Raw genomic sequence first — 20,525 nt, forward strand, 5'->3', positions numbered from 1 at the left:
ATAAACTCAGAAATCCGTATCATTTTTTTGATACGGATTTCTTGTTTTGATGAAGTATGAGTAATCATCAGCGGCAGTTATTTAGACAACTCCAAAACATACTCATCGTTTCCATTATCGGATATATTTACAGACCAGCCGCTGTTTTTAGCTAAGCGGCTGATATTTTCTTTGGCCGGGTTATTATCTACAATTACTGTAAATATACCATTTTTTATCCTGTCTATTTCTTTTTTTGTTCGTAAAACCGGTTCCGGACAGAGCAGGCCGCGGGCGTCAATTTGTTGAGCCAACTTTTACACCTCCTGTGAGAGCCTGGGTACAGGTAAAGAAACTGATTCCAAAAACCGTTGCCAGCCCGATAATTGTAGCGTATTGTCCGGCAAGAGGAACACCTTGAGGACTGGCAGCCAAGCCGAAGTTGTGGGCTATGGCAGCCCCAAGTATAAGACCCACTATAGTAATGGCACAATCTGTGTTGCCTTCGCTTGCGGCAATTAACTGGCGCAGCGGGCATCCTCCCAGGAGCACTGAAGACCAACCGGCCAGCATCATACCAAGAAAATTCCACAAGCCGTCGCTATGGGCAATAGGCTGATTGGCAAAACCGAATTTTACACTGCCTAAGACCATATTACCGATAAAAGCTACTATTAATAAAGATAAGAAACCATAAAGCAGGTGGGTATCTCTGAATAAGATGAAGTCACGAATACCGCCAATCATGCAAAACCTGGAGCGCTGGGACAAAACTCCCACAATTAGACCGGCAATAGTTGAAAGAAGCAAAGGTGCGTGCATACTGCCAGGTCCTTTTGTGCTGTAAAAAAGAAAATTTGCTCCTGCAAAGACTAAAACTAACATAGCTGCGGCAGTAAGAGGATAAATATACCCGTTTGCTTTATTGATAGGGAGGCTTCTGCCTAAAGTGAAGCCGTTCTTTAAAAATTGAATTCCAACTGCCACTCCGGCAATCAGACCAAGTATGCCGATTGCTGCGTTTAAATCTCCGCCTGCTAATCTGAGTACTGCGCGTACAGGACATCCCAAAAATACCAGCATGCCTATCATGCCCGTAAAAGCTAAGGTAAACCTGATGATTGGGCTGGAACCACCTGTGGCCTTAAATTCCTTAGTAAGTAGAGCTGTGATAAATGCGCCCAAGATAAGTCCGAATATTTCAGGTCTAAAATATTGGACGGTATCAGCACGGTGTAAACCTAAGCCGCCGCTGATATCTCTTAGAAAGCATGCGATACAGTAACCCATATTGGGTGGGTTGCCGTATTTAACCAGTACTACTGCCAGTAAACCCAGTACTCCACCGGTAAGGATAACCATTAATCTTTTGTTGTTCAAGTTTTCACCCTGGTTTCTAAAACCTACTAAAAACTACAAGTAGTTTTTTCACCCGTCCGACAAACGGGTGGCAGTGTCACGGGATTCAACTGCTAGGCCATAGGCTCTCGCCTATGTTCCGGGTGGTCTCCTCTAAAAGAGTTTCCGCGCCACTGCTTAAAGCGAGTGTACTACCCGGAGAAGGTGTTACCTCCGCCTGGGTTCCGACTTGCGGCAACAGCCTTTCGCTGCGTGTACTGTGCCGCCTGCAAAATTTATAGCAAAGGGATTAACCTATACCTAACACATTTTTCCGGTGAATCTGCCATGAAACCAGGCTATTCACCTTCTTCCTTTTCGTGATTTTTTTAATCTTGGCCAGCACAGACTTTTTAACTGCCGACCATTGTTTCCAATTTGCCATTTGTTTAAATTCAGGTTTCTTTTTAACCAGTTTATCAAGCAACATCTTGGGTATCTTCTCATGATCAAAGCCCAAGCCACGCCGGGCTATGACATAGCCTGCCGCTTCGTGAACAGCTATGCCGTACATGTGCTGGTATTTTAGGATGCCTATGACCGAAGTAAAAGCCGGTTTTACCTTTAATATCGGCACTCCCTCACGGGCAGCACACCGGTCAACTGCTTTTAGAAACTTCGACCAGACAAAACTGTGACTCATTCGGTTAAACTTGGCCGTTACGGACTTGTCATTTTTAAACTTCAAGTCCTCTACCGCCAGGGCGTAACCTTTTTCTTTAGCCCGGAGGATCACTTTCTTAGCCACTTCGCAGGTCTGGTTATTTCTCCGGTTTGTTCTGGCATAAGTCCATTCGCCTTGGACAAGCCATTCACTGCCCCGGTATTGCCCCAGACAGTCTACCTGGGTTACGCCTAATCCGTCCGGATTGGTGTCTATGCCAAATGCACCCTTATGGTTATATGGCATCGGAACTTCTTCTTCAATACTCACATGGACGTAATATTTCCCGTCTCTGCGGAGGATTTCTACCTGATAGGCACTGCCTGTTTTAAGATAATCCAAAACCATTTGCCGGTAGTTGATACCGTTAATCTTGCCGGTCTTTTTCGATGGCTTTTGAGCTAAATAAATCGGCACCGTTATGCGGTTATAGCGAACGGATTTCCCTTTCTGTACCGGGTCGGCAGCTATATCAAGATGGATTTGGTCTTGGTCTTCGTATATGCGGGTATTTAGGTTGCCGCCTTTGGTTTTATCTCCCCGTGATAGATAACGGTTACTTCTGACTTCCTGCCACTCTTCTCTGGTAATATTACCTTTGCAGCGTTCTTGAAAGAGCTTCTTTCCTCCGAATACAACAGGCGGAAAAGTATTGTTATCCAGGTGATTTTGCCAGAAGGCCAGTTTACGCTGTTCCTTTTCTAACCGTTTTTGCAGTTTAGCAATCTTAGCCAGCGATTTAGCCTTGGCGATACGCTTTTCTGTAAATTCAACCTTTGCTTTGGCGTTTTCATAGTGCATCTGCACTAATTTATATTGGCTTTTGATTGTGGTCTGGGCATCATATACTGCATCGTTAGCCTGCCGGGAGTTAAGTCTGAACTTTCCTTGTACAGTTATACGAATGTCTTGTACTTTCCATCCATCCAGCAGTCTTTTAAATGCCCAACGAACTGCGGCACAGTAATTATCCATGAGGTTATCAATGTATTCTTTCTGTTTAGCTGTCAGTTCCAGGATTATTCCCATCGCCGTTGTCTTCACTGGTAGTCACCTCGCTTTCAATGACCTTTGACAGCTTTTTTGCTACTCTGCCGCCACGGTTTTCATTTAAACCACTGGCAATATCACGAAAAACAGCCTGAATAGCATATTTGTTATTTGATGCATATTCAGTAAGCCTTCCTATTTGTCGATCAAGATTCCCGGCATCAGCCTGTTTTTGCGTAGATACCCTGGCGTAGAGAAATACGGTATTTTGAATTCGGCTATATTTTTTGCCCTCAAAGGATTCTACTTGGGACATTTTATAGCGGCGATGGCCAGTAGGAGTTCTTTCTGGAACTAATATCTTTTTCTTTTCCCAAACACGTAAAGTATTAATACTAACCCCTAAATATTTAGCTGCTTTGCCAATACTTATATAGTTTTCCATCCTAATCACCTGCCAAAATTATATCATATTATAGCAGGTTTTTTAATATTAATTTAGTTTTCTAGTAACAGTTATATACCTCCTTTTTAGTAATATTTGATATAGTCACATTAGTTAGACAAATAATTTGAAATTCCTTTCATAATATATATGAAAAATAGTTATATAATATAATATTTGCAAAAGATAACATTAAAAAAATCTAGTGCTATATGGTTGTAGTACTAATTTTAACTAACCCAAGTTTCGGTGCGGCCGGGCAAGGTCGTGTATTTTAACGGGTGGAAATCCCGTCTGGTAAGACTCTAGCCAAGTCACCAGTAGCGAGTCTTGGACTTGATGGAGTAATTCATAGAGTTAAGCGTAGACAGGTAGGTAGTAGGCCTGAATGTGATTGAGCCCCGTAATGGGCAAACGGGAAGGTTGACGGTTTCGAAACTCCGGAAAACTATATCTTGGTACGCGATATGGCGAGTGTATTGAGACTTCCTCGGGGTCTAAGAGCCAGGCATGCTATACAATGATAACACGGAAACCCGGGAGACCCTATGTGTTCTTCTGCTTAGGAGTATGACCTACAAGCGATATAAAGTGAGGAAGTCAAATGGCGCGTAGGGAGTCGGATCACTGCATATTGTACCGATGACACAGGGTAATGCCTATCGAGGGAAGGCAGTGACATGATATTGGCTTTGACAAGGACACACTTGTCACACACAGAGGTGAAAAACAGGTGATAACAAAATTGGCAAAGATAGCTGACGTTGCTAAAGCTAAGCCAAAAGAACAATTCACGTCTTTGGCGCATCTTATTAATGAGGAATTGCTGGAGATTTGCCATCATGAGATGGATCCAAACAAGGCATCTGGTATTGACCGAGTTATGAAGGAGAAATATGGAGAGAGTTTATCAAATAAACTTCAAGACTTGGTAGTACAAATGAAGCAACATTCGTATCATCCACAGCCAGTAAAGCGAGTCTATATACCTAAAACTGGAACAAAGGAGCTGAGGCCTCTAGGGATACCCGCTTATGAAGACAAATTAGTACAAGCTGCACTTAGCAAAATACTTAATGCTATATACGAAGCGGATTTTATGGAGTGCTCCTTTGGATTTCGACCAAATCGTGGATGTCACGATGCATTAAAAGTACTCAATCACATAATTGAAAAGAGCAAGATTAACTATATTGTAGATGCGGATATTAAAGGATTCTTTAATCACGTGGATCACCAGTGTTTATTGAAGTTCATAGGACATCGCATTAAAGATCCCAATATACACCATCTAATTATACGACTTCTAAAATCGGGAGTTATGTATAAAGGAGAATTCTCTGATACAACGGAAGGAACTCCACAAGGTGGATTATGCAAAGCTTAGCATAAACCTCCTTATGCAAAGTAGCGCGTTATGCTAAGTAAACGTCTTGAAAGCGCATTTTTAGGGCATTAGTTCCTGATTTACTTTGCATAATAATCTCGACTGACGGTCGACATTACACTTAGAATGCGGGTAAAGTACTCTATTCAGTGCGATTAAGGGCAATTCGTTATATTTTCTCTATTAATTTGGTTATGAAGCCACATATATTATGCAAAGTAAATTTGGGCCAGTATCTACTTGTGACAGGCTTTTCGTCGTTTACTTTGCATAATAACTTTCTTTGCATAAGGTGGAGTGGTGTCCCCAATATTGGCAAATATCTACTTGCATTATACGCTTGATTTGTGGTTTGAGAGAGTTGTACGTAAATATTGCCGCAGAGAAGCATATATAGTGAGGTACTGTGATGACTTTGTTTGTTGCTTCCAATACAAGATAGATGCGGAAAGATTTTATCTGGCATTAATTCAACGACTCAAGAAGTTCAACCTTGAGATTGCAGAAGAAAGGACAAAAATCATAGAATTTGGTCGATTTGCCTGCACGCAGTGCAAGAAATATGGCAAAACTAAACCCGAGACATTTGACTTTCTGGGTTTTACGCATTATTGCAGTCAAGGCAGAAACGGGCAATTTCGAGTAAAACGTAAAACGAGTCGGAAGAAATTTAAAGCAAGCCTCTTACGTATCAAAGAATGGATCAAGATTCGTAGAAACTGGCTAATTAAATATTTGATGGATGAATTGAAAGTAAAGCTAAATGGATATTATAGGTACTATGGCATTACGGATAACTCGTCAATGATTGATGCGTTTTATTATAAGACAAATCTAATCTTATTTAAATGGTTAAATCGAAGAAGTCATAGGAAAAGCTTTGGATGGGATAAATTTAATCTATTTCTTCAAAGACATCCAATTCCAAAACCGAAAATATACATAAATATATACCATAAGAAAGCGGGCTTTGGTTATGTAGGTAAATAATATCATGAGGAGCCGTATGCCTTAATTGGGCACGTACGGATCTGCGAGGGTTGCGTGGTCAATTGGATTATGGAGCAAATATTGTGACACTCTCAAAGGAAACAGGGAGAAACAGGGAAAATAAACCGCCTCCTAAGGTCCAAAAGGCCCGCATCTACTCTACGCTAATTTGATGCTAAATCCCCCCCCAAATGGCCTTTTCGACTCGGCAAACCCTTGATTTTGCTAGGTCGCTGAGCCGAATTTTCAAAATAGTGACCTAAAAATAATTTAGCTCAAAGAGCTATTTTAATTATTTCTGTGGTTAGTGTATAATTAAGTCATGTACATACGTGAATATATTACCACCAATAAAAAAACCGGAACTAAATATACAACTCATCGCCTAGTCGAATCTTACCAGACAGAGAAAGGTCCCCGTCAGCGCATTGTTATGCATTTAGGCACTCTTTCTTTGCCCAAATCTGAATGGCGCAAGCTCGCTTCAGTTCTTGAAGCCAGACTGGCAGGTCAAACTTCTTTATTTCCGAATGATGATGAAATAGAGAAAGTTGCTGATTCGGCAATGGAACATTATGAGTTTAATAAAATTAAGAAAGAAGACAAGCTTACAAGATTGCATAATCGCGAACTGATAACTGTTGATCTTCAAAGCGTGGCTACTACGGAGTCACGTTCACTTGGACCTGAGTTAGTTGCCCATGCTATATGGGAACAATTAGGCATTAATGCCATATTAATCTCTTGTGGTTTTACTCCGCATCAACTGGCACTGGCTAAAGCTGTAGTCATTGCTCGCTTAATTGCGCCCTCCAGCGATATTGAAAGCTGGAGATGGTTAAGGAATATAACCGCCCTTTGGGAACTATTACAGGAGGATCTCGGTGATATTGGGAAAGATGCTATATATGAAATAGCGGATAAACTCCTGTTACATAAAGATACTATCGAAAATTCTCTCAGAGAACGTGAAGCCTTTTTATTTCCCAGTGAAACAACCGTTTTTCTTTATGACTTAACCAATACATATTTTGAGGGGCGTTGTCTCAATAATAATTTGGCTCACAAAGGCAAATCAAAAGAGCACCGCTCTGATTGCCAGCTTGTTACTTTAGCTCTGGTGGTTGACGCTCATGGTTTTCCTATTCATAGTCAAATTTACAGTGGAAATCAGTCTGAACCACAGACACTACAAGATATCCTTGGTGAACTCTACGATCAGGAGCAAAACTTGTTTTCCCACTTGCGTCCAACAATTGTAATGGATCGCGGTATTGCTACAAAAGATAATATTCAAATACTAAAGGACAAGGAATATCCCTATATTGTAATTGAACGCAGGGCTACGGAAAAGGACTATATTAAAGAATTTGAGCAGGCTAAAGAATCATTTGCTAAGATTGACGGCTGCACTGACAGTGACTGGTTAAAAATATCCTCAAAAGGTAGTTTGTCTGAATCTGTCTATGTTAAGAAGATTGATACAGAAGAAAACTGCAGAGTTCTATGTATTAGCGAGGGCCGCGAGAATAAAGAGATTAGTATTGATAGCCTTAAAGAGGAACGTTTTAATCAAGACATTAGCCGGCTGCAAGGTTCAGTAACAAAAAAAACTATTAGATTAGCAGAAAAAGTTTCCGAAAGAATTGGCCGTCTAAAAGAACGTTATCCATCTATAGCTCCACATTACAATATTGTTTTGGAATACGACAACGAACAAAAAAATGTTGTAAACTTAACATTTAAAAAAAAGCCAACCAGGACTGAGCGTTCTATATTAACCGGATGTTATGTTATTGAGACCAGCCATAGAGAACTGTCAGCCGAGGAAATCTGGCAGTTATATATGACACTTGATCGAGTAGAAGAGTCCTTCCGGGCTTTAAAAACAGACTTGGGATTTAGACCGGTCCATCATCAGCTTGCTAAACGTACCGAGGCACATTTATTTATTTCTGTGTTAGCCTACCATTTACTAATCTGTATTGAGCGTAAATTAAGAATTAACGGTGATAAAAGGCGCTGGTCTACCATTCGTAAAGATCTCTCTACTCATCAGCGTACAACAGTTATCTTAATTGATGAAAATGATACTATTCATCATATACGTGTGTCTGGTATGCCAGAAAAAACACACAAAGATATTTACAGTCTCCTGAACGTGAAGGATCCACTTAAGAGGCAACATCATATAGTAGGATTGAGGTTGTAGTGACCAGATAAAAATAAGATATCAGCAGAATCAAGGGCTAAACCTTGGTTTAGCCGAAACTTGGGCTAAGATTGTTTTTCCTCTCAAATGAGAATAATCCGGGAAGAAGAACCTCCCGGATTATTTTTTCATGCTCTAGGAAATTTAAAGTGACTTTCTTGATGTCTTTTGGGTTATTGCAGAAATTACATAGCCAGAATAATCACTTTATAGTCTTTAAGCCAGAAATTGAGCTGAATTATACGTTCCAGGGGATTTACATTGAATGCATGTGTCATTGCAGGCAGTTTGTTCTCAACCATGTCTTTAATAAACGGGACATTGATAAATGGTCTGATTGGTGCGTTAACATCATTTAGAATTTGTAATACTGCTTCTCGTACTCCCCGCACATATGAGGGATGCTGGGAAGTGGGATAGCCGCTTTTGCGCCTGTTTCTCGCATCTTCCGGCAGAATGCCGGCGAAGGCCCGGCGTAAAATGCCTTTTTCAATGCTATCGACAGTTTTCATTTCCCACGGCACATTCCAGACATACTCCACCAGACGATAATCACAAAACGGTACCCGAACTTCAAAGCCAACGGCCATACTCATTCTATCTTTACGGTCCAGCATGATGGGTAGAAAACGTGTCAGATTTAAGTAAAATGCCTCGCGTCGCTTTGCCGCCAGGGTATCCTCGCCCTCAAGCCGCGGTACTTCTGTCAGAGCCTCCCGGTATAATTTGGCAATATACTCTCTTGGTTTGGTTGCTTCCAGAACCTCAGGCGCGAGCCAGGAGGATATTTCACCGGCCGCTCTGGTTTTTGCAAATTGCGCAATCCAGGGGAAGATAGGCACATTGAGTAAATCCTCATTGTTATACCATTGATACCCGCCGAAAACCTCATCAGCTGATTCACCGGATAAAGCAACGGTGGCGTCCTGCTTCATAGCCTTAAACAGCAGATACATGGAAGTCTCTATCTGTCCGTATGCCGGGTGATCATGAGCATACATAGGCACCAGCAGATTGTCTAATAGCTCCGGTGTATCAAGGGTTATAGTATGATGCTTGGACCCGACATATTCGGAAACATGTTTGACCCAGGGGGTGTCCAGGCTTTCATGTATTGCGCTGGTTACAAAATACCGCTCGCTTTCCTTAAAATCCACAGAATAAGTATGAAGCTGTTTTCCTTCCTTGTGAAATTCCCCAGCAGCCAGGGCAGTAAGTCCGCTGGAGTCAAGACCCCCTGACAACAGGGTGACAACAGGAACATCTGCTATCAGTTGACGACCAACCGTATCTTTTAACAGGTCTTGAATTCGCTGGGCGGTTGTTTCCAGATCATCTGTATGAGGTGCGCTGAGCAGAGACCAGTACTGGCTAATGTGTTCACCCTTATGATTACAAACCAAACGGTGACCCGGACGCAGCTCGTAAACATTATGAAAAACACCATGACCCGGAGTGTGCAGCGGGAAGGCATTTAAAACTTCCACTAAGCCTTCTGCATCCAGCTCCGGTTTAATCAATGGGTGGGCCAGCAGCGCTTTTAGTTCTGAACCAAAAAGTAAGGCACTGCCCCGTTTTGCATAGAACAGTGGCTTTACACCCAGGTGATCCCTTGCCAGAAACAATTGCTGCCTGTATTCATCCCAAAGGCCAAAGGCAAAAATACCGTTTAGATGACAAACACAATTCTCTCCCCATTCTAAGTAAGAACGAAGTACTACTTCGGTGTCTGATTGGGAGCAGAATTTATGTCCCCGATCCTCAAGTTCCTTTCGCAACTCCCGGAAGTTATAAATCTCTCCATTATAGTTCAGGGCGTAAGTATGCTCGCCTGAAGTATAAACCATCGGCTGTAAACCGCCCTCCGGATCGATTACAATTAGACGTCTATGACCTAATGCAGCCCTGGAGGATAGCCAGATGCCTTTTGCATCCGGACCTCGGTGTTGTAATGTGTTAGTCATGGATTCGATTAAAGCACTCTGATTCCTCAGATCCTTTTCCCAGTCAACCCATCCCGTAATCCCACACATGTTTTCTCCTCCTAATTGTTCGGATTAGCAGTTTGATTTGTAGTTTTGTAATCTTCTTTAATACATAATTCATATGATACAGTGATTTTATTTTGCATTTTACCCAGATGCTCCGTAAAATATCTAAAGCAAATGCTGTTTCATCCAGTCAATTAAACTCTGTCCCTGTTGACTGCGGATATCATCAATCTCAGATATATTACGTATCTGGCCGTTTTTTACAGCTACTGCCGTATCCAACAGGGGTTCAACTTCCGCTACTTCATGTGTAGTCATAATCAGTGTTTGCTGTTTTAAGTCAAGATAAGAAATCAGAGATTGAATAATGGAATCACGCACCAGTGGATCCAGCCCCGACAGCGGTTCATCCATTAATATCAATGGTGCTCTTCTGGCCAGTGACAAAATGATTTTTAGTCTTCCCCTGTTTCCTTTGGATAAATTTTTTACTTTCATATTCGGATCCAACTGCATAAAGGAAACCATTTCCTGCGCTTTATTAATATCAAAATCGGCGAATTGGCCTGCATTAAAGCTTATTGTTTCAGCTACCGTATAAAAGCTGTAAAGAACATCCAGTTCCGAAAGATAAGATACTTCTGAAGCAATCCTTCGATTAGCTTCTCTGCCATTTACTTTTACAGAACCGCTGCTGGGATGAACCAGACCCGCGATTAGTTTTAATATAGTAGACTTGCCGCTGCCGTTAGGTCCAACCAGCCCAATTATTTTGCCCCGGGGCAGAGTGAGATTTATATTGCTTAAGGCCGGCTGCCTGCCATATTTTTTGGAAACGTTATTAAACTCTATTATTTTTTCAGGCATAAAAATGCACCTCTTTCACACTTTATTTAGGTTTTCACGTACGCCTTCTACAATTTCAGAATCCATATAACCCATTTCCTGCATATCAGCAATAAAATTACTAATTAATTCTTTTTTGAGTTCTTCTCTAAGCTGTTTAAGTCTGCTCTCATTCTCAGTTATGAAGGTTCCTAAACCTCGCCTTGTTTCGGCGACCTGAAGGCGTTCCATTTCTGCATAGACACGCTGTGCGGTGTTGGGATTAACACCCATTTGCACTGCCAGATCACGTACTGAGGGCAGCTTATCTCCGCTTCCTAATTCACCGCGAATAACCTGGCGGCAAAGCCGTTGGATTATTTGCAGATAAATAGGTTGAGTGGTATTAAAAGACTGGCTCATGAGCTCACACCTCAACTTTTTTATCGATTAACCAGGAAGATAGTGCAAACAGTGCCAGAGTTGCTATAACTATAATGAGAATCTGACCGGTATAAATCTGTATACCCCCAAAAGGAAAACCGTGTTGATTGTTAACAAATTGTATTTTATTAGCGCTTATTAGGTTAATTCTAAAGGCTCCCCACTGAGTTAACCGTTCAAACAACCAGGTTTGTTGCAATTTACCGACCCCCCATGTTCCTAAATAGAAGGCAGCAAATCCTGCTAACCATTTGTAGCGGCCTAGAATTTTACGGGCACTGGCAGTTACTACTATGATCAGAGTACTCCATGAGGCCATATATATGCTAAATCCCACAATAGCAGAAAGCAAATAAAAGCCGGAGTCTCTTAATAACAAGGTCAGATTTGCAGAGCTAAAGCCTGTTTGCTGCAGGTCGGATATTGACATATAAATAAATACTGCATCAAGCAATAATATAGCGAGCATAACTGCCAAACCTACAACTAATTTGGCAGACAGCAGCATCCACGCCGGTTGGGGAGAGTGCAGCCATAGATGGGGTGCTTGCTTGAATTCTTTATTAATGTATTTAAACATAAAAATAGCGGGGTAAAAGGCGGCAAATACGATAAGCAAAAAGGCAGGAGCCAGAATAGCGCCAGGGGGGATCCAATTGCTATTCAGCCCCCATAGACCGAGAAAAAGCAATATTCCCAGCTTGATAAAAGTAGTTGTTCTGGTCATCCGGTATTCTTTCTTAAATAAATTCCACCATTCGTTCATTTCAGAATTCCTCCTCAATGTATTAATGAACTAGTGACATAGTACACTATGATAATACTGCTGTCAAGTGATTTTTTCAAGTTTTTAACTATTAAAAAGATGTGGGGCCACTGCATTATAATGTGCAATTTCTAGAATCAGTACCACCGTCTCGAAGTTTGCTATAAGGAATATCATTTCTGATATCCAAAATCTTGAGAGAGATGGTAAATGTAATGACTTCAGTACAGAGTATAATAGTCTTATTAAAACTGGTTATGGAGATATTGTCAGGTAAGTAAATTGACAGTGGCGGACACCCTGTAAGAGTATCTGCCACCATAGAAAGCCAGTATGAGAAACGCTCGGGGGTCCTGAGACAAATAGAAGAAATCTTTGTACTGATCGTCAGTGCGGCGGTAAGCAGCTGAGTTTTGACAAGGTTTTCTGCAAATATGAATGTTATAACGTTGTCGAAGCAGAGCCCTGTATTTAAAAAGAATATGGATGGGCATCACTTATTTAATCTGAAACTTTTCCAAAACCACGTCCTATGGATACGGACTGATGTTGGTTCATTATATTTTCGATTTGCTTTGCCTCATCTTTATTGGAACATTGTACAATTATAATAATTTCATTATCTATAGAACTTTTATTGGTTTTAAATTTCCTACAAATATTTGTTGACTTATCTAATAAAAAACCTAATAGACTACCACCAATCATTCCTATTAATCCTGTTGCGATGGAACCAATGTAGATTACTGATCCATATATTACCCCTAATAACATACAAATCGATGCGGAAATAGCAATGCCATCCATAACACTCATCCCGTCTGTACTGTACATGGAATCAAATATTTTTTGTTTTTGGGGTTTAGTTTTGTCCAGTGTTATTATTGATAGTGTATCTTTAGGAAACCCATTTTCTTTGAGAGCATTTAAGCATAACTCCACGGCAAGGGAAGGTTTAAACAGACCAAAGATGGATATAGTCATTTAGTCACCTTTTTTAGATAGTATTAATCAACTATAACCAGTTTATACTAAATAGACACGGTTATATATATGGAGGTTTTGATGTGGGACAGTATAAGAATGTTCGAATTCCAAGGATGGCTATTTCTGAGTGGAATATAGCCATATTACACAACAAAAGCCCGTGGATGCCTATGTGGTGGTCTCTTGCTTTGCCAGGTCTTGGACACCTTTGCATGGGAGCTTATTTTCAAGGAATAATTCTAATGGCATGGGAGATTATTATCAATTTCAAAGCCCATCTTAACCTGGCAATATTATATACATTCACCGGGCAGTTTGAAAAAGCACAAAACGTATTAGACACTGGTTGGCTGCTTTTTTATGGTGTGGTTATTTGTTTTTCTGTATTTGACAGCTATCGTAGGAGTGTCGAATATAACAAGTTAGCTCGTTTAGAACGAAAACAGCACTATCGCAAGTATATTTTCATGAAGATGTCGTCTATTGGTGTAAGCTATATTGATAGAAGTAATCCTTGGGTTGCAACCTTCTGGTCAGCTATGCTGCCAGGTTTTGGACATATATATAATAATAAGGCTATAAAAGGTGTTATTATACTCGGATGGACCGTATTGATTATAGCTTTTGCTAACATGAATGATGCTATTATTGCTACTTTTACCGGAAATTTTGAAAAAGCCAGTATAGGTATTAATTACCAATGGATAATGTTTTTTCCTTCAATATATTGTTTTGCCATATGGGATAGCTATAATGATTCTGTTGAAATAAATAAATTGTTTATTGAAGAACAAAGAAACTATCTGAGCAAGCAGTACACATAATGCAGCAGGTATCTTCTGTAGATGAGCTTGCTGGGATTGCCAATCACAGAATGTTTGATAAGTACTTAATTATCCTATATTCAAAATTTTCACGAAATATCTTGGACAGTTACAACAACTCCCGAAGCTTTTCTTTCTTATAGAGGATTATCTGCTGGCGGTCAATTTCCATAGTACCGCTGCGTTTAAAACTGTTAATGATTCTGCTGACAGTCTCCCTTGATGTACCGATTAAATTAGCCAGCTCTTGATTAGTTAATTGTACGGGAATTATAGTACCGGAAGCATTCTGAATCCCCCGTTCTTCTGCCAAACCCAGGATTACCAGGGCTAAACGTCTGGCTGTGTCATTTAGGGCCAGATTCATAACTTTTTCCTGAGCATCCCTTAACCTGCGGGCCATGATTTTTAACATGGCTACTGCTGTATCAGAATAAGCGGAAATCACGGCAAACATGTCTTCATTGCGAATAAAGCCTACTGACGCATCCTCAATAACTTCTGCAGTAGCGGGATAACTTCCGCTGTCGAATATTACTACCTCAGCAAAGACATCTCCCGGGTGTACCAGGTGTAGAATATGTTCCCTACCGTCGATGGTTTGTTTTGAAAGCTTAATCAGGCCGTCTTTAAGAAAATATATTGCTTCTCCCGGTTCACCTTCCATAAAGATGATTCGCCCTTTTTTATATTCCCGCTCAATAACCCGGCAATTCATGGCTTTAAGCTGTTCGTTATTTAGGGCGTTAAATAATGGGATGTTTTTTAAATAATATAAATTGTCCGACATTATCTTCTTGCACCTCTCTCCAAGGTATCTGTCAATTCTTATCTGTATATTCTATATAAATGTGTTGAAAAGTACAACAAGAAAGTCGCTTTAAGCGACTTTCTTGTTGTCATAGTGATATATATGTTTAATGCAGCAGGGGAACAACCTCTGTCTGAAACTTGTCAAAGCCAATCCGGTCAATCATATTGCCGACTCGCTCGTAAGTTTGAGCTTCCTTCTTGTAGTAATCAACAACTCTGTCTAAAATTTCTATAACCTTTTCCGGAGGCTGGTTTTCTGCAAGCTTGTCGGCAAAACGGGGGCGTGCTCCTCCGTTTCCTCCAACGTATACAGTAAAACCTTTAGCAGTACCCATCGCCCCAAAATCAATGATTGTAGAATCCATGCATTTATTAGGACACCCGCTTATGCCTATTTTGAATTTGTTGGGCAAATTCATACCGTGATATTTTTTATCTATTTCCATACCCAGGCCAATTGCGTCCTGTTGACCTCGCCTGCAAAAAGTACTGCCGGGACAAAATTTTACTACTCTAACACATAAACCGATAGCTGCGCCCGGTTTCATTTTTAAATCATGCCAAACTGCATCTACATCATCCTTTTTAATGCCGACCAGTGCCAGGCGTTGGGAAGAAGTTGCTTTAACAGCCGGAATGTTGTATTTCTTCATAACATTGCTGATTCTAATCAGCAAATCAGGATCCATGATTAACCCGCCGGCTAAATGAGGTGCTATGGCATAGGTACCGTCTTTTTGCAATATAGCACCTTTTTCCAGCATATCCAGGTTAGCATCTATGTGGTGATAGCGCTGATCCATTTGATTGGGCATTTCCTGTTTTGTCTTCACCGGGAAATTCCTCCTCATAAAAAATGCAATTTATATTTCAAGGCTATTGTTTTATGAAAGAGGAATAAATATACGCTAAGGCTGCAAAGTTAAAAGGAACTACCTTTTAAACCAAACCTTTGTCAAAATGCACACGAACCTTTGACCAGGGCAGGTTGACCAGATCTCCTGTCTTAAAGCCATTGGGATCTTTAATGTGTACATATGTGAGTTCCACGGTTAGTCCGGAGCCGGATAATTTTCTTACTATACCGTGTTTAGGGTAGGTGTCGCCTGGCCAAAGCAGTATTTGGGAGCCAATTTTTATACGCTGTTCATTCATCAAAGCCATCAACCGGAGTTTTTGTGCTGTTGCCGCAGGATGAGCAGAAATTAGCTCCGGCAGTTATGTTTTGACCACAATACCGGCACACTTGGTTTTGAAATCTGTTTCCTTCAATCTCTGTTTTATAAGCCATTATATCCTTTTCTAAATCTCGAATAGAAGAACATAGCCTGGTAATTTCCTCCTCTGAATCCGGGATTTCCTGGCCTAAAAATTTCTTGTAGACCAGGCTGCCAATAGCCTGAAAATTATTGTCGATTTCTTTCTCCAGCTTCAATATCTCTAACCTTGTTTTGGTTGTTTCTAAAATTTCTCCTGACTTTTTACCTATGAGTTTGGCTCCCTCGGTAATATTCTTGGCTCCTTCGGAAAATTTATCAAATATGCTCACTTAAATCACCTTTTTCTATTAAATTATTTCCATTATATATTATATTCTAACATATTTCTATTATAAACTGAGAAATTATTGAAAACAATGGATTTTAAAGCATAATTTTTAAAATCTCAGCCAAACTATAGAAGCTTAAATATATGAGGGGGTGTAAAAAAATGAAAGTGTCAGTAGATCAAGATTTATGCATCAGTTGTGGTGCCTGTATCGACATCTGTCCTGAAACATTTGAGTGGAACGAAGATGATAAAGCACACGCTAAGGTAAATGAGGTGCCGGGAGACGTTGAAGAGCAGGCCAAAGAAGCTGTTGAAAGCTGTCCTACCAGTGCCATTAAAGAACTGTAATATGCTTTTCCTTAATTATCGGAGCAGAGGGTAAAAAATAATAATGCTTACGACACGATAACTGTCTCAAGAGATGAGAGAGCTATCGTGTCTTTATTTTAATGAAGTAAAGAAGGAAATTTTCTTCATGGTTAGAATATAATACTTGTTTAATCCATTCGGCTAGGAAGAAGGTATTTATATTGGTAAAACCAAGAATACTACATGTGCTAAGACCAGCAGAAGGAGGTATGAAAAATCACCTGTTCTCCCTGTTAAAACACTTGGATAAGGATCAATTGGAAAATATTGTAGCTTGTCCTGGGGGAGAACTGGCCGGCGTATTTTCTAAAATTGCCGCTGAAGTCATAGATATACCTTTAAAAGGAAATTTGTCACCAATAACAGATTCTAAATGTATAATGAGGTTAAAGGATATACTGAAAAGTAGAAATATTTGCATTATGCATGCTCACGGTTCCAAAGCGGCATTAGTCGGAAGGATTGCAGCCAGATTGGCCAAAACCCCGTTAATTTTTTATACTGTACATAATTCTATATTTTACTCTGACTGGCATAATTTAAAATTAGCTGCTATGGCCCGGGTAGAAAAAAAGCTGGCTCAATATACAGACAGAATTATTTCTGTATCCGATGCTTTGCGTCAGGAAATTATCGATCGAACAGGATTATCACCTCAGTTGCCTGTGACCGTATATAATGGGATTGAAACCGGGCAATTTTACTTTGTCCAGAATAAAAAACAATTGCGGCGGGAATTGGGACTGCCGCCGGAGGGCAAGCTTGTCGGTACGGTAGCCAGATTGTCGGCGCAGAAAGGTGTCAGTTACCTGATTAAGGCCATACCTCATATTTCAGAAAAAGGGGTTCGGTTTGTTATCACAGGCGACGGCCCGTTGCGTGAAGAGCTGGAGTCACTGGCCAAACAGCTTAACTTGCAGGAAGCAGTTATATTCACCGGGGCTAGAAATGATATACCCAATTTGCTGGCAGCGCTTGATGTATTTGTTATGCCTTCTGTTACCGAGGGGCTATCCATAGCCATTTTGGAAGCTATGGCTTCCAGCCTGCCTGTTGTGGCATCCCGTGTCGGGGGTATCCCGGAGATAGTTAGGGAGGGAGTGACAGGTATACTTGTTCCTTCGCGGGATGAGAAGGCTTTGGCCAAGGCAGTTTCCGAACTGCTCAACAACGAAGAAAAGGCCAGTTCAATGGGTATGGCCGCTCGCCAACAGGTGGAGCTAAATTATTCTGCCTCAGCCATGGGCAGCCGGGTGGCAGAGCTATACAGAGAAGCGCTGGCTGGAAAATCGTTTTAAGCGACTTTCCAGCAGCCACAGGCAATTATACCCGTTGGGAATTATGGGGGGTACTGACTTTAAACTTATCCGCAAATCCATCGTAAGCATAATTTCCTGAAGTATAAGAAAAATACATTAATAAATGGAGGAATGAAAATGTTGCTGGGGCGCTTTTGGAACGGAAGGGAGTTCGTGGGAATAGTTCAAGGAGACGTTGTATATCCTATTCACGGCACTATTTTTCAAGCGGAGTTTTGCAGCCCGGACCAATATGGTTTTAATTTATCAGAGCTAAAAGTCCTGGCTCCCTGTCAACCGGGTAAAATCATCTGCGCCGGGTTAAATTACCGTGATCACGCCGATGAGATGGGTTTTACTTATCCAGAGGAACCTGTTCTCTTCATGAAGCCCCCTTCTTCTGTCATCGGTCCATGTGAAAATATAATTTATCCTTCCATGTCAAAACAGGTGGACTACGAAGCAGAACTGGCCGTGGTTATGAAAAAAACTGCTCGCAGGTTGAAGCCGCAACAGGTTTTTGAACATATATTAGGATATACCTGTGCCAACGATGTAACTGCCAGGGATTTGCAAAAAAGGGACGGGCAGTGGACCAGGGCTAAATCCTTTGATACTTTTGCTCCCATTGGTCCTTATGTTAATACGGAACTGGATCCGGCTAATCTGGATATAAAATTGTATTTAAACGGCCAGCTAAAGCAGAATTCAAATACCGGGCATTTTATTTTTGGCATAGATAAACTGGTTAGTTTTATTACTCAGGTAATGACTTTAAATCCGGGTGACATCATTATGACCGGAACACCCTCAGGTATCGGAGCTATGCTGCCAGGAGATTCTGTACGGATAGAAATTCAAGGAATAGGAACACTGGAAAACCAGGTTGTATAAAAAAATGCCTTAAACGCAGCATTACCTATATAAACAGTACATTCCGCAAATATCCTAAAAATATTGTTGACAATCTAATTTTATATGCTAAAATTTAATTTGATTGTAATCCGGGCTTAACATTTTTAAGGGATCAATTGCTCTTTTTATGAACCCAAAGGAGGAGATAACGTAGATGAAACCATTAGGCCGCCACGTACTGGCTGAGATTTACGGTTGTGATTTCGAAATCCTGAATGATATTAAAAAGGTGGAAGAAATTATGGTTAATGCTGCATTAGAAGCGGGTGCTGAGGTTCGCGAATGCGTTTTTCATAAATTCAGTCCACAAGGTGTCAGCGGGGTAGTTGTGATTTCGGAGTCGCATTTAGCAATTCATACTTGGCCGGAGTTAGGCTACGCAGCGGTTGACGTTTTTACTTGTGGTGAAAAAGTAGACCCATGGGATGCCTGCAACTACCTGACAACAAATTTCAGTGCCAAACAAATGACTGCCAAGGAAACAAAACGCGGCATTCATCCAGTAACACCTCACAGGGTTGCTGTTAATATGTAGGAGGGATTTTTATTAGTACCCACCGACGAAGAAAACAGAAAGGTTAGTGTAAGCCTTGCATGATCCGACAGGTGTGCAAGGCTTATAATTTTTTACGGCATATTTTTTACAATCTTAATTTTAATGCTGAATTTGTGTATAAGCTGCCGTCCGGTAATATTAACTAAGACTTGTTTTTAATAATGAAATTTGTTAATATGATTTTCGGCGAGAGATGTCTGCTTGGCAAATCAATAAGGGTTGAAAGTATCTTCTCCTCTAATAAGCAAATATTTATGACCAGGAAGGAAATTAGAGAGGCGTAACGAATATATACATGATTAAGGACAAGGGATTGACAAGGGGGAACAACATGGTCAATCAAGTATTTAGTTCAATAAAGAAAGAATTGGAAAATGTTTATCAAAAGATCGAACGGGAACTGGTTATCAAGGCGGGTCATATCAGTTCTTTTGCTCACCTAAAACATTCAGTTATAGATTATGCAATTCGCCCGGCCCTGGTTATTTTCTCGGGGCGCATGTTCGGAAGATTAAGTGAAAAAACTTTGGCTTTAGCAGCTGTTTGTCAATTTATTCATATGGCTGCTCAGGTACATGTTGATGTTAATGAACAAAGCACCGCTCAAATACCGGGCCAGGAGCATGATCCCAGAGATGGCAGCCAGTTCCCGGTATTGGTGGGCGATTATTTATATGGTAAATTTTTTACTACTCTTTGCGATTATGGTATCGTAAATTTCTTAAAACCTCTTTCAGAGATTATCTGTCAGATTAATGAAGGCGGATTGTTGCGTCAAAAAGAAATAAACTCAAAGGTGAAATCCCAGGTTGTAGCCAGGGATGTAGTTCGCAGAGAAACAGCGGAGCTTTTTGCCGGTTGCTGTAGTCTGGCTGCTGAATCGGCCGAGGCTGGTTCCAGTGAATGTTTAGCGCTTTACAAGTTCGGGAAAAATTTTGGTATGGCCTATGGGCTATTGGAAAATGGGATGCCTTTTGACCAGGTAGTGCATTATTTAAACCTGGCACTGGGAGAATTGAGCTTGTTTAATAAATGTCAGGCCCGCGAATCCTTAGAGGAACTGGTTAATTTATTTTTGGTACAAAAAATTGCGGTTCAGCGCATGGTCGTTTAATGTTTTT

The 20,525-nt window shown here is 40.7% G+C and carries 22 protein-coding genes; 9 read left to right on the plus strand and 13 right to left on the minus strand.

What is annotated here, in order from left to right:
* Window positions 1-77: 77 nt before the first annotated feature.
* The 4 genes from DTOX_RS07925 to DTOX_RS07940 form a co-directional block, all read right to left on the minus strand.
* Window positions 78-293, minus strand: a complete 216-nt coding sequence (locus DTOX_RS07925) for a sulfurtransferase TusA family protein (RefSeq protein ID WP_015757189.1) — start codon at window positions 291-293, stop codon at window positions 78-80.
* Complete coding sequence (gene yedE / locus DTOX_RS07930) at window positions 277-1,359, minus strand: YedE family putative selenium transporter (RefSeq protein ID WP_015757190.1); 1,083 nt, start codon at window positions 1,357-1,359, stop codon at window positions 277-279. Before yedE ends, DTOX_RS07925 begins: the two co-directional genes overlap by 17 nt.
* 268 nt (window positions 1,360-1,627) lie before the next feature.
* On the minus strand, window positions 1,628-3,085 hold the full coding sequence (locus DTOX_RS07935; RefSeq protein WP_015757191.1) for an IS200/IS605 family element transposase accessory protein TnpB: 1,458 nt from the start codon (window positions 3,083-3,085) through the stop codon (window positions 1,628-1,630).
* Window positions 3,042-3,476, minus strand: a complete 435-nt coding sequence (locus tag DTOX_RS07940) for a MerR family DNA-binding transcriptional regulator (protein WP_042315571.1) — start codon at window positions 3,474-3,476, stop codon at window positions 3,042-3,044. Before DTOX_RS07940 ends, DTOX_RS07935 begins: the two co-directional genes overlap by 44 nt.
* A gap of 745 nt (window positions 3,477-4,221) precedes the next feature.
* On the opposite strand from DTOX_RS07940, the gene DTOX_RS07945 reads away from it, so the two are divergent.
* The 3 genes from DTOX_RS07945 to DTOX_RS07955 all read left to right on the plus strand — a co-directional run bounded on the left by DTOX_RS07945 (window position 4,222) and on the right by DTOX_RS07955 (window position 8,065).
* Window positions 4,222-4,863, plus strand: a complete 642-nt coding sequence (locus DTOX_RS07945; RefSeq protein ID WP_242652569.1) for a reverse transcriptase domain-containing protein — start codon at window positions 4,222-4,224, stop codon at window positions 4,861-4,863.
* A gap of 300 nt (window positions 4,864-5,163) precedes the next feature.
* Window positions 5,164-5,853, plus strand: coding sequence for a reverse transcriptase domain-containing protein (locus tag DTOX_RS07950; RefSeq protein ID WP_015757193.1), 690 nt, complete (start codon window positions 5,164-5,166; stop codon window positions 5,851-5,853).
* Between the two features lie 322 nt (window positions 5,854-6,175).
* Window positions 6,176-8,065: an IS1634 family transposase gene (locus DTOX_RS07955; protein ID WP_015757194.1), complete on the plus strand. Its 1,890-nt coding sequence runs from the start codon at window positions 6,176-6,178 to the stop codon at window positions 8,063-8,065.
* Window positions 8,066-8,250: 185 nt separating this feature from the next.
* Here DTOX_RS07955 and asnB read toward each other — a convergent pair whose 3' ends face one another.
* The 5 genes from asnB to DTOX_RS07980 form a co-directional block, all read right to left on the minus strand.
* Window positions 8,251-10,098: an asparagine synthase (glutamine-hydrolyzing) gene (gene asnB, locus DTOX_RS07960; RefSeq protein WP_015757195.1), complete on the minus strand. Its 1,848-nt coding sequence runs from the start codon at window positions 10,096-10,098 to the stop codon at window positions 8,251-8,253.
* Window positions 10,099-10,221: 123 nt separating this feature from the next.
* Window positions 10,222-10,923: an ABC transporter ATP-binding protein gene (locus DTOX_RS07965; RefSeq protein ID WP_015757196.1), complete on the minus strand. Its 702-nt coding sequence runs from the start codon at window positions 10,921-10,923 to the stop codon at window positions 10,222-10,224.
* Between the two features lie 15 nt (window positions 10,924-10,938).
* Window positions 10,939-11,304 carry a GntR family transcriptional regulator gene (locus tag DTOX_RS07970; RefSeq protein WP_015757197.1) on the minus strand — a complete coding sequence of 122 codons (366 nt, stop codon included), beginning with the start codon at window positions 11,302-11,304 and terminating at the stop codon, window positions 10,939-10,941.
* Between the two features lie 4 nt (window positions 11,305-11,308).
* On the minus strand, window positions 11,309-12,091 hold the full coding sequence (locus DTOX_RS07975) for a hypothetical protein (RefSeq protein WP_015757198.1): 783 nt from the start codon (window positions 12,089-12,091) through the stop codon (window positions 11,309-11,311).
* 501 nt (window positions 12,092-12,592) lie between these two features.
* The gene (locus DTOX_RS07980; protein ID WP_015757199.1) at window positions 12,593-13,075 is read right to left on the minus strand and encodes a hypothetical protein; all 483 of its coding nucleotides are present in this window, start codon (window positions 13,073-13,075) and stop codon (window positions 12,593-12,595) included.
* A gap of 83 nt (window positions 13,076-13,158) precedes the next feature.
* Here DTOX_RS07980 and DTOX_RS07985 point away from each other — a divergent pair, with 83 nt between their 5' ends.
* Window positions 13,159-13,902 carry a DUF5683 domain-containing protein gene (locus DTOX_RS07985; RefSeq protein ID WP_015757200.1) on the plus strand — a complete coding sequence of 248 codons (744 nt, stop codon included), beginning with the start codon at window positions 13,159-13,161 and terminating at the stop codon, window positions 13,900-13,902.
* A gap of 109 nt (window positions 13,903-14,011) precedes the next feature.
* Here the strand turns inward: DTOX_RS07985 and DTOX_RS07990 are convergent, their stop codons facing one another.
* From DTOX_RS07990 to DTOX_RS08005, 4 genes are all read right to left on the minus strand, one after another.
* On the minus strand, window positions 14,012-14,692 hold the full coding sequence (locus tag DTOX_RS07990) for a Crp/Fnr family transcriptional regulator (RefSeq protein ID WP_015757201.1): 681 nt from the start codon (window positions 14,690-14,692) through the stop codon (window positions 14,012-14,014).
* A gap of 127 nt (window positions 14,693-14,819) precedes the next feature.
* Window positions 14,820-15,548: a nitrite/sulfite reductase domain-containing protein gene (locus DTOX_RS07995; RefSeq protein WP_015757202.1), complete on the minus strand. Its 729-nt coding sequence runs from the start codon at window positions 15,546-15,548 to the stop codon at window positions 14,820-14,822.
* Window positions 15,549-15,654: 106 nt separating this feature from the next.
* On the minus strand, window positions 15,655-15,870 hold the full coding sequence (locus tag DTOX_RS08000) for a hypothetical protein (RefSeq protein ID WP_042315573.1): 216 nt from the start codon (window positions 15,868-15,870) through the stop codon (window positions 15,655-15,657).
* Window positions 15,863-16,264: a zinc ribbon domain-containing protein gene (locus DTOX_RS08005; RefSeq protein WP_015757204.1), complete on the minus strand. Its 402-nt coding sequence runs from the start codon at window positions 16,262-16,264 to the stop codon at window positions 15,863-15,865. Before DTOX_RS08005 ends, DTOX_RS08000 begins: the two co-directional genes overlap by 8 nt.
* 161 nt (window positions 16,265-16,425) lie before the next feature.
* On the opposite strand from DTOX_RS08005, the gene DTOX_RS08010 reads away from it, so the two are divergent.
* From DTOX_RS08010 to DTOX_RS08030, 5 genes are all read left to right on the plus strand, one after another.
* A complete protein-coding gene (locus DTOX_RS08010; protein WP_015757205.1) occupies window positions 16,426-16,614 on the plus strand; it encodes a ferredoxin in 189 nt (62 codons plus the stop codon).
* 230 nt (window positions 16,615-16,844) lie between these two features.
* A complete protein-coding gene (locus DTOX_RS08015; protein ID WP_083773397.1) occupies window positions 16,845-17,933 on the plus strand; it encodes a glycosyltransferase family 4 protein in 1,089 nt (362 codons plus the stop codon).
* A 138-nt stretch (window positions 17,934-18,071) separates the two neighbouring features.
* Window positions 18,072-18,827: a fumarylacetoacetate hydrolase family protein gene (locus tag DTOX_RS08020; RefSeq protein WP_015757207.1), complete on the plus strand. Its 756-nt coding sequence runs from the start codon at window positions 18,072-18,074 to the stop codon at window positions 18,825-18,827.
* Window positions 18,828-19,002: 175 nt separating this feature from the next.
* Window positions 19,003-19,383: an adenosylmethionine decarboxylase gene (speD, locus tag DTOX_RS08025; RefSeq protein WP_015757208.1), complete on the plus strand. Its 381-nt coding sequence runs from the start codon at window positions 19,003-19,005 to the stop codon at window positions 19,381-19,383.
* Window positions 19,384-19,735: 352 nt separating this feature from the next.
* Window positions 19,736-20,518 carry a polyprenyl synthetase family protein gene (locus DTOX_RS08030; protein ID WP_015757209.1) on the plus strand — a complete coding sequence of 261 codons (783 nt, stop codon included), beginning with the start codon at window positions 19,736-19,738 and terminating at the stop codon, window positions 20,516-20,518.
* The last annotated feature ends 7 nt before the right edge of the window (window positions 20,519-20,525 follow it).

The organism is Desulfofarcimen acetoxidans DSM 771, assembly GCF_000024205.1.
In the GTDB taxonomy this organism is placed as follows: Bacteria; Bacillota; Desulfotomaculia; order Desulfotomaculales; family Desulfofarciminaceae; genus Desulfofarcimen; species Desulfofarcimen acetoxidans.

Bases quoted from the DNA above. Each gene is read 5' to 3' on its own strand.
- DTOX_RS07940 (WP_042315571.1), bottom strand. From the start codon at position 3,476: ATGGAAAACTATATAAGTATTGGCAAAGCAGCTAAATATTTAGGGGTT.
- DTOX_RS07955 (WP_015757194.1), top strand. From the start codon at position 6,176: ATGTACATACGTGAATATATTACCACCAATAAAAAAACCGGAACTAAA.
- asnB (WP_015757195.1), bottom strand. From the start codon at position 10,098: ATGTGTGGGATTACGGGATGGGTTGACTGGGAAAAGGATCTGAGGAAT.
- DTOX_RS07965 (WP_015757196.1), bottom strand. From the start codon at position 10,923: ATGCCTGAAAAAATAATAGAGTTTAATAACGTTTCCAAAAAATATGGC.
- DTOX_RS07970 (WP_015757197.1), bottom strand. From the start codon at position 11,304: ATGAGCCAGTCTTTTAATACCACTCAACCTATTTATCTGCAAATAATC.
- DTOX_RS07975 (WP_015757198.1), bottom strand. From the start codon at position 12,091: ATGAACGAATGGTGGAATTTATTTAAGAAAGAATACCGGATGACCAGA.
- DTOX_RS07980 (WP_015757199.1), bottom strand. From the start codon at position 13,075: ATGACTATATCCATCTTTGGTCTGTTTAAACCTTCCCTTGCCGTGGAG.
- DTOX_RS07990 (WP_015757201.1), bottom strand. From the start codon at position 14,692: ATGTCGGACAATTTATATTATTTAAAAAACATCCCATTATTTAACGCC.
- DTOX_RS08000 (WP_042315573.1), bottom strand. From the start codon at position 15,870: ATGAATGAACAGCGTATAAAAATTGGCTCCCAAATACTGCTTTGGCCA.
- DTOX_RS08010 (WP_015757205.1), top strand. From the start codon at position 16,426: ATGAAAGTGTCAGTAGATCAAGATTTATGCATCAGTTGTGGTGCCTGT.
- DTOX_RS08015 (WP_083773397.1), top strand. From the start codon at position 16,845: ATGAAAAATCACCTGTTCTCCCTGTTAAAACACTTGGATAAGGATCAA.
- DTOX_RS08020 (WP_015757207.1), top strand. From the start codon at position 18,072: ATGTTGCTGGGGCGCTTTTGGAACGGAAGGGAGTTCGTGGGAATAGTT.
- speD (WP_015757208.1), top strand. From the start codon at position 19,003: ATGAAACCATTAGGCCGCCACGTACTGGCTGAGATTTACGGTTGTGAT.
- DTOX_RS08030 (WP_015757209.1), top strand. From the start codon at position 19,736: ATGGTCAATCAAGTATTTAGTTCAATAAAGAAAGAATTGGAAAATGTT.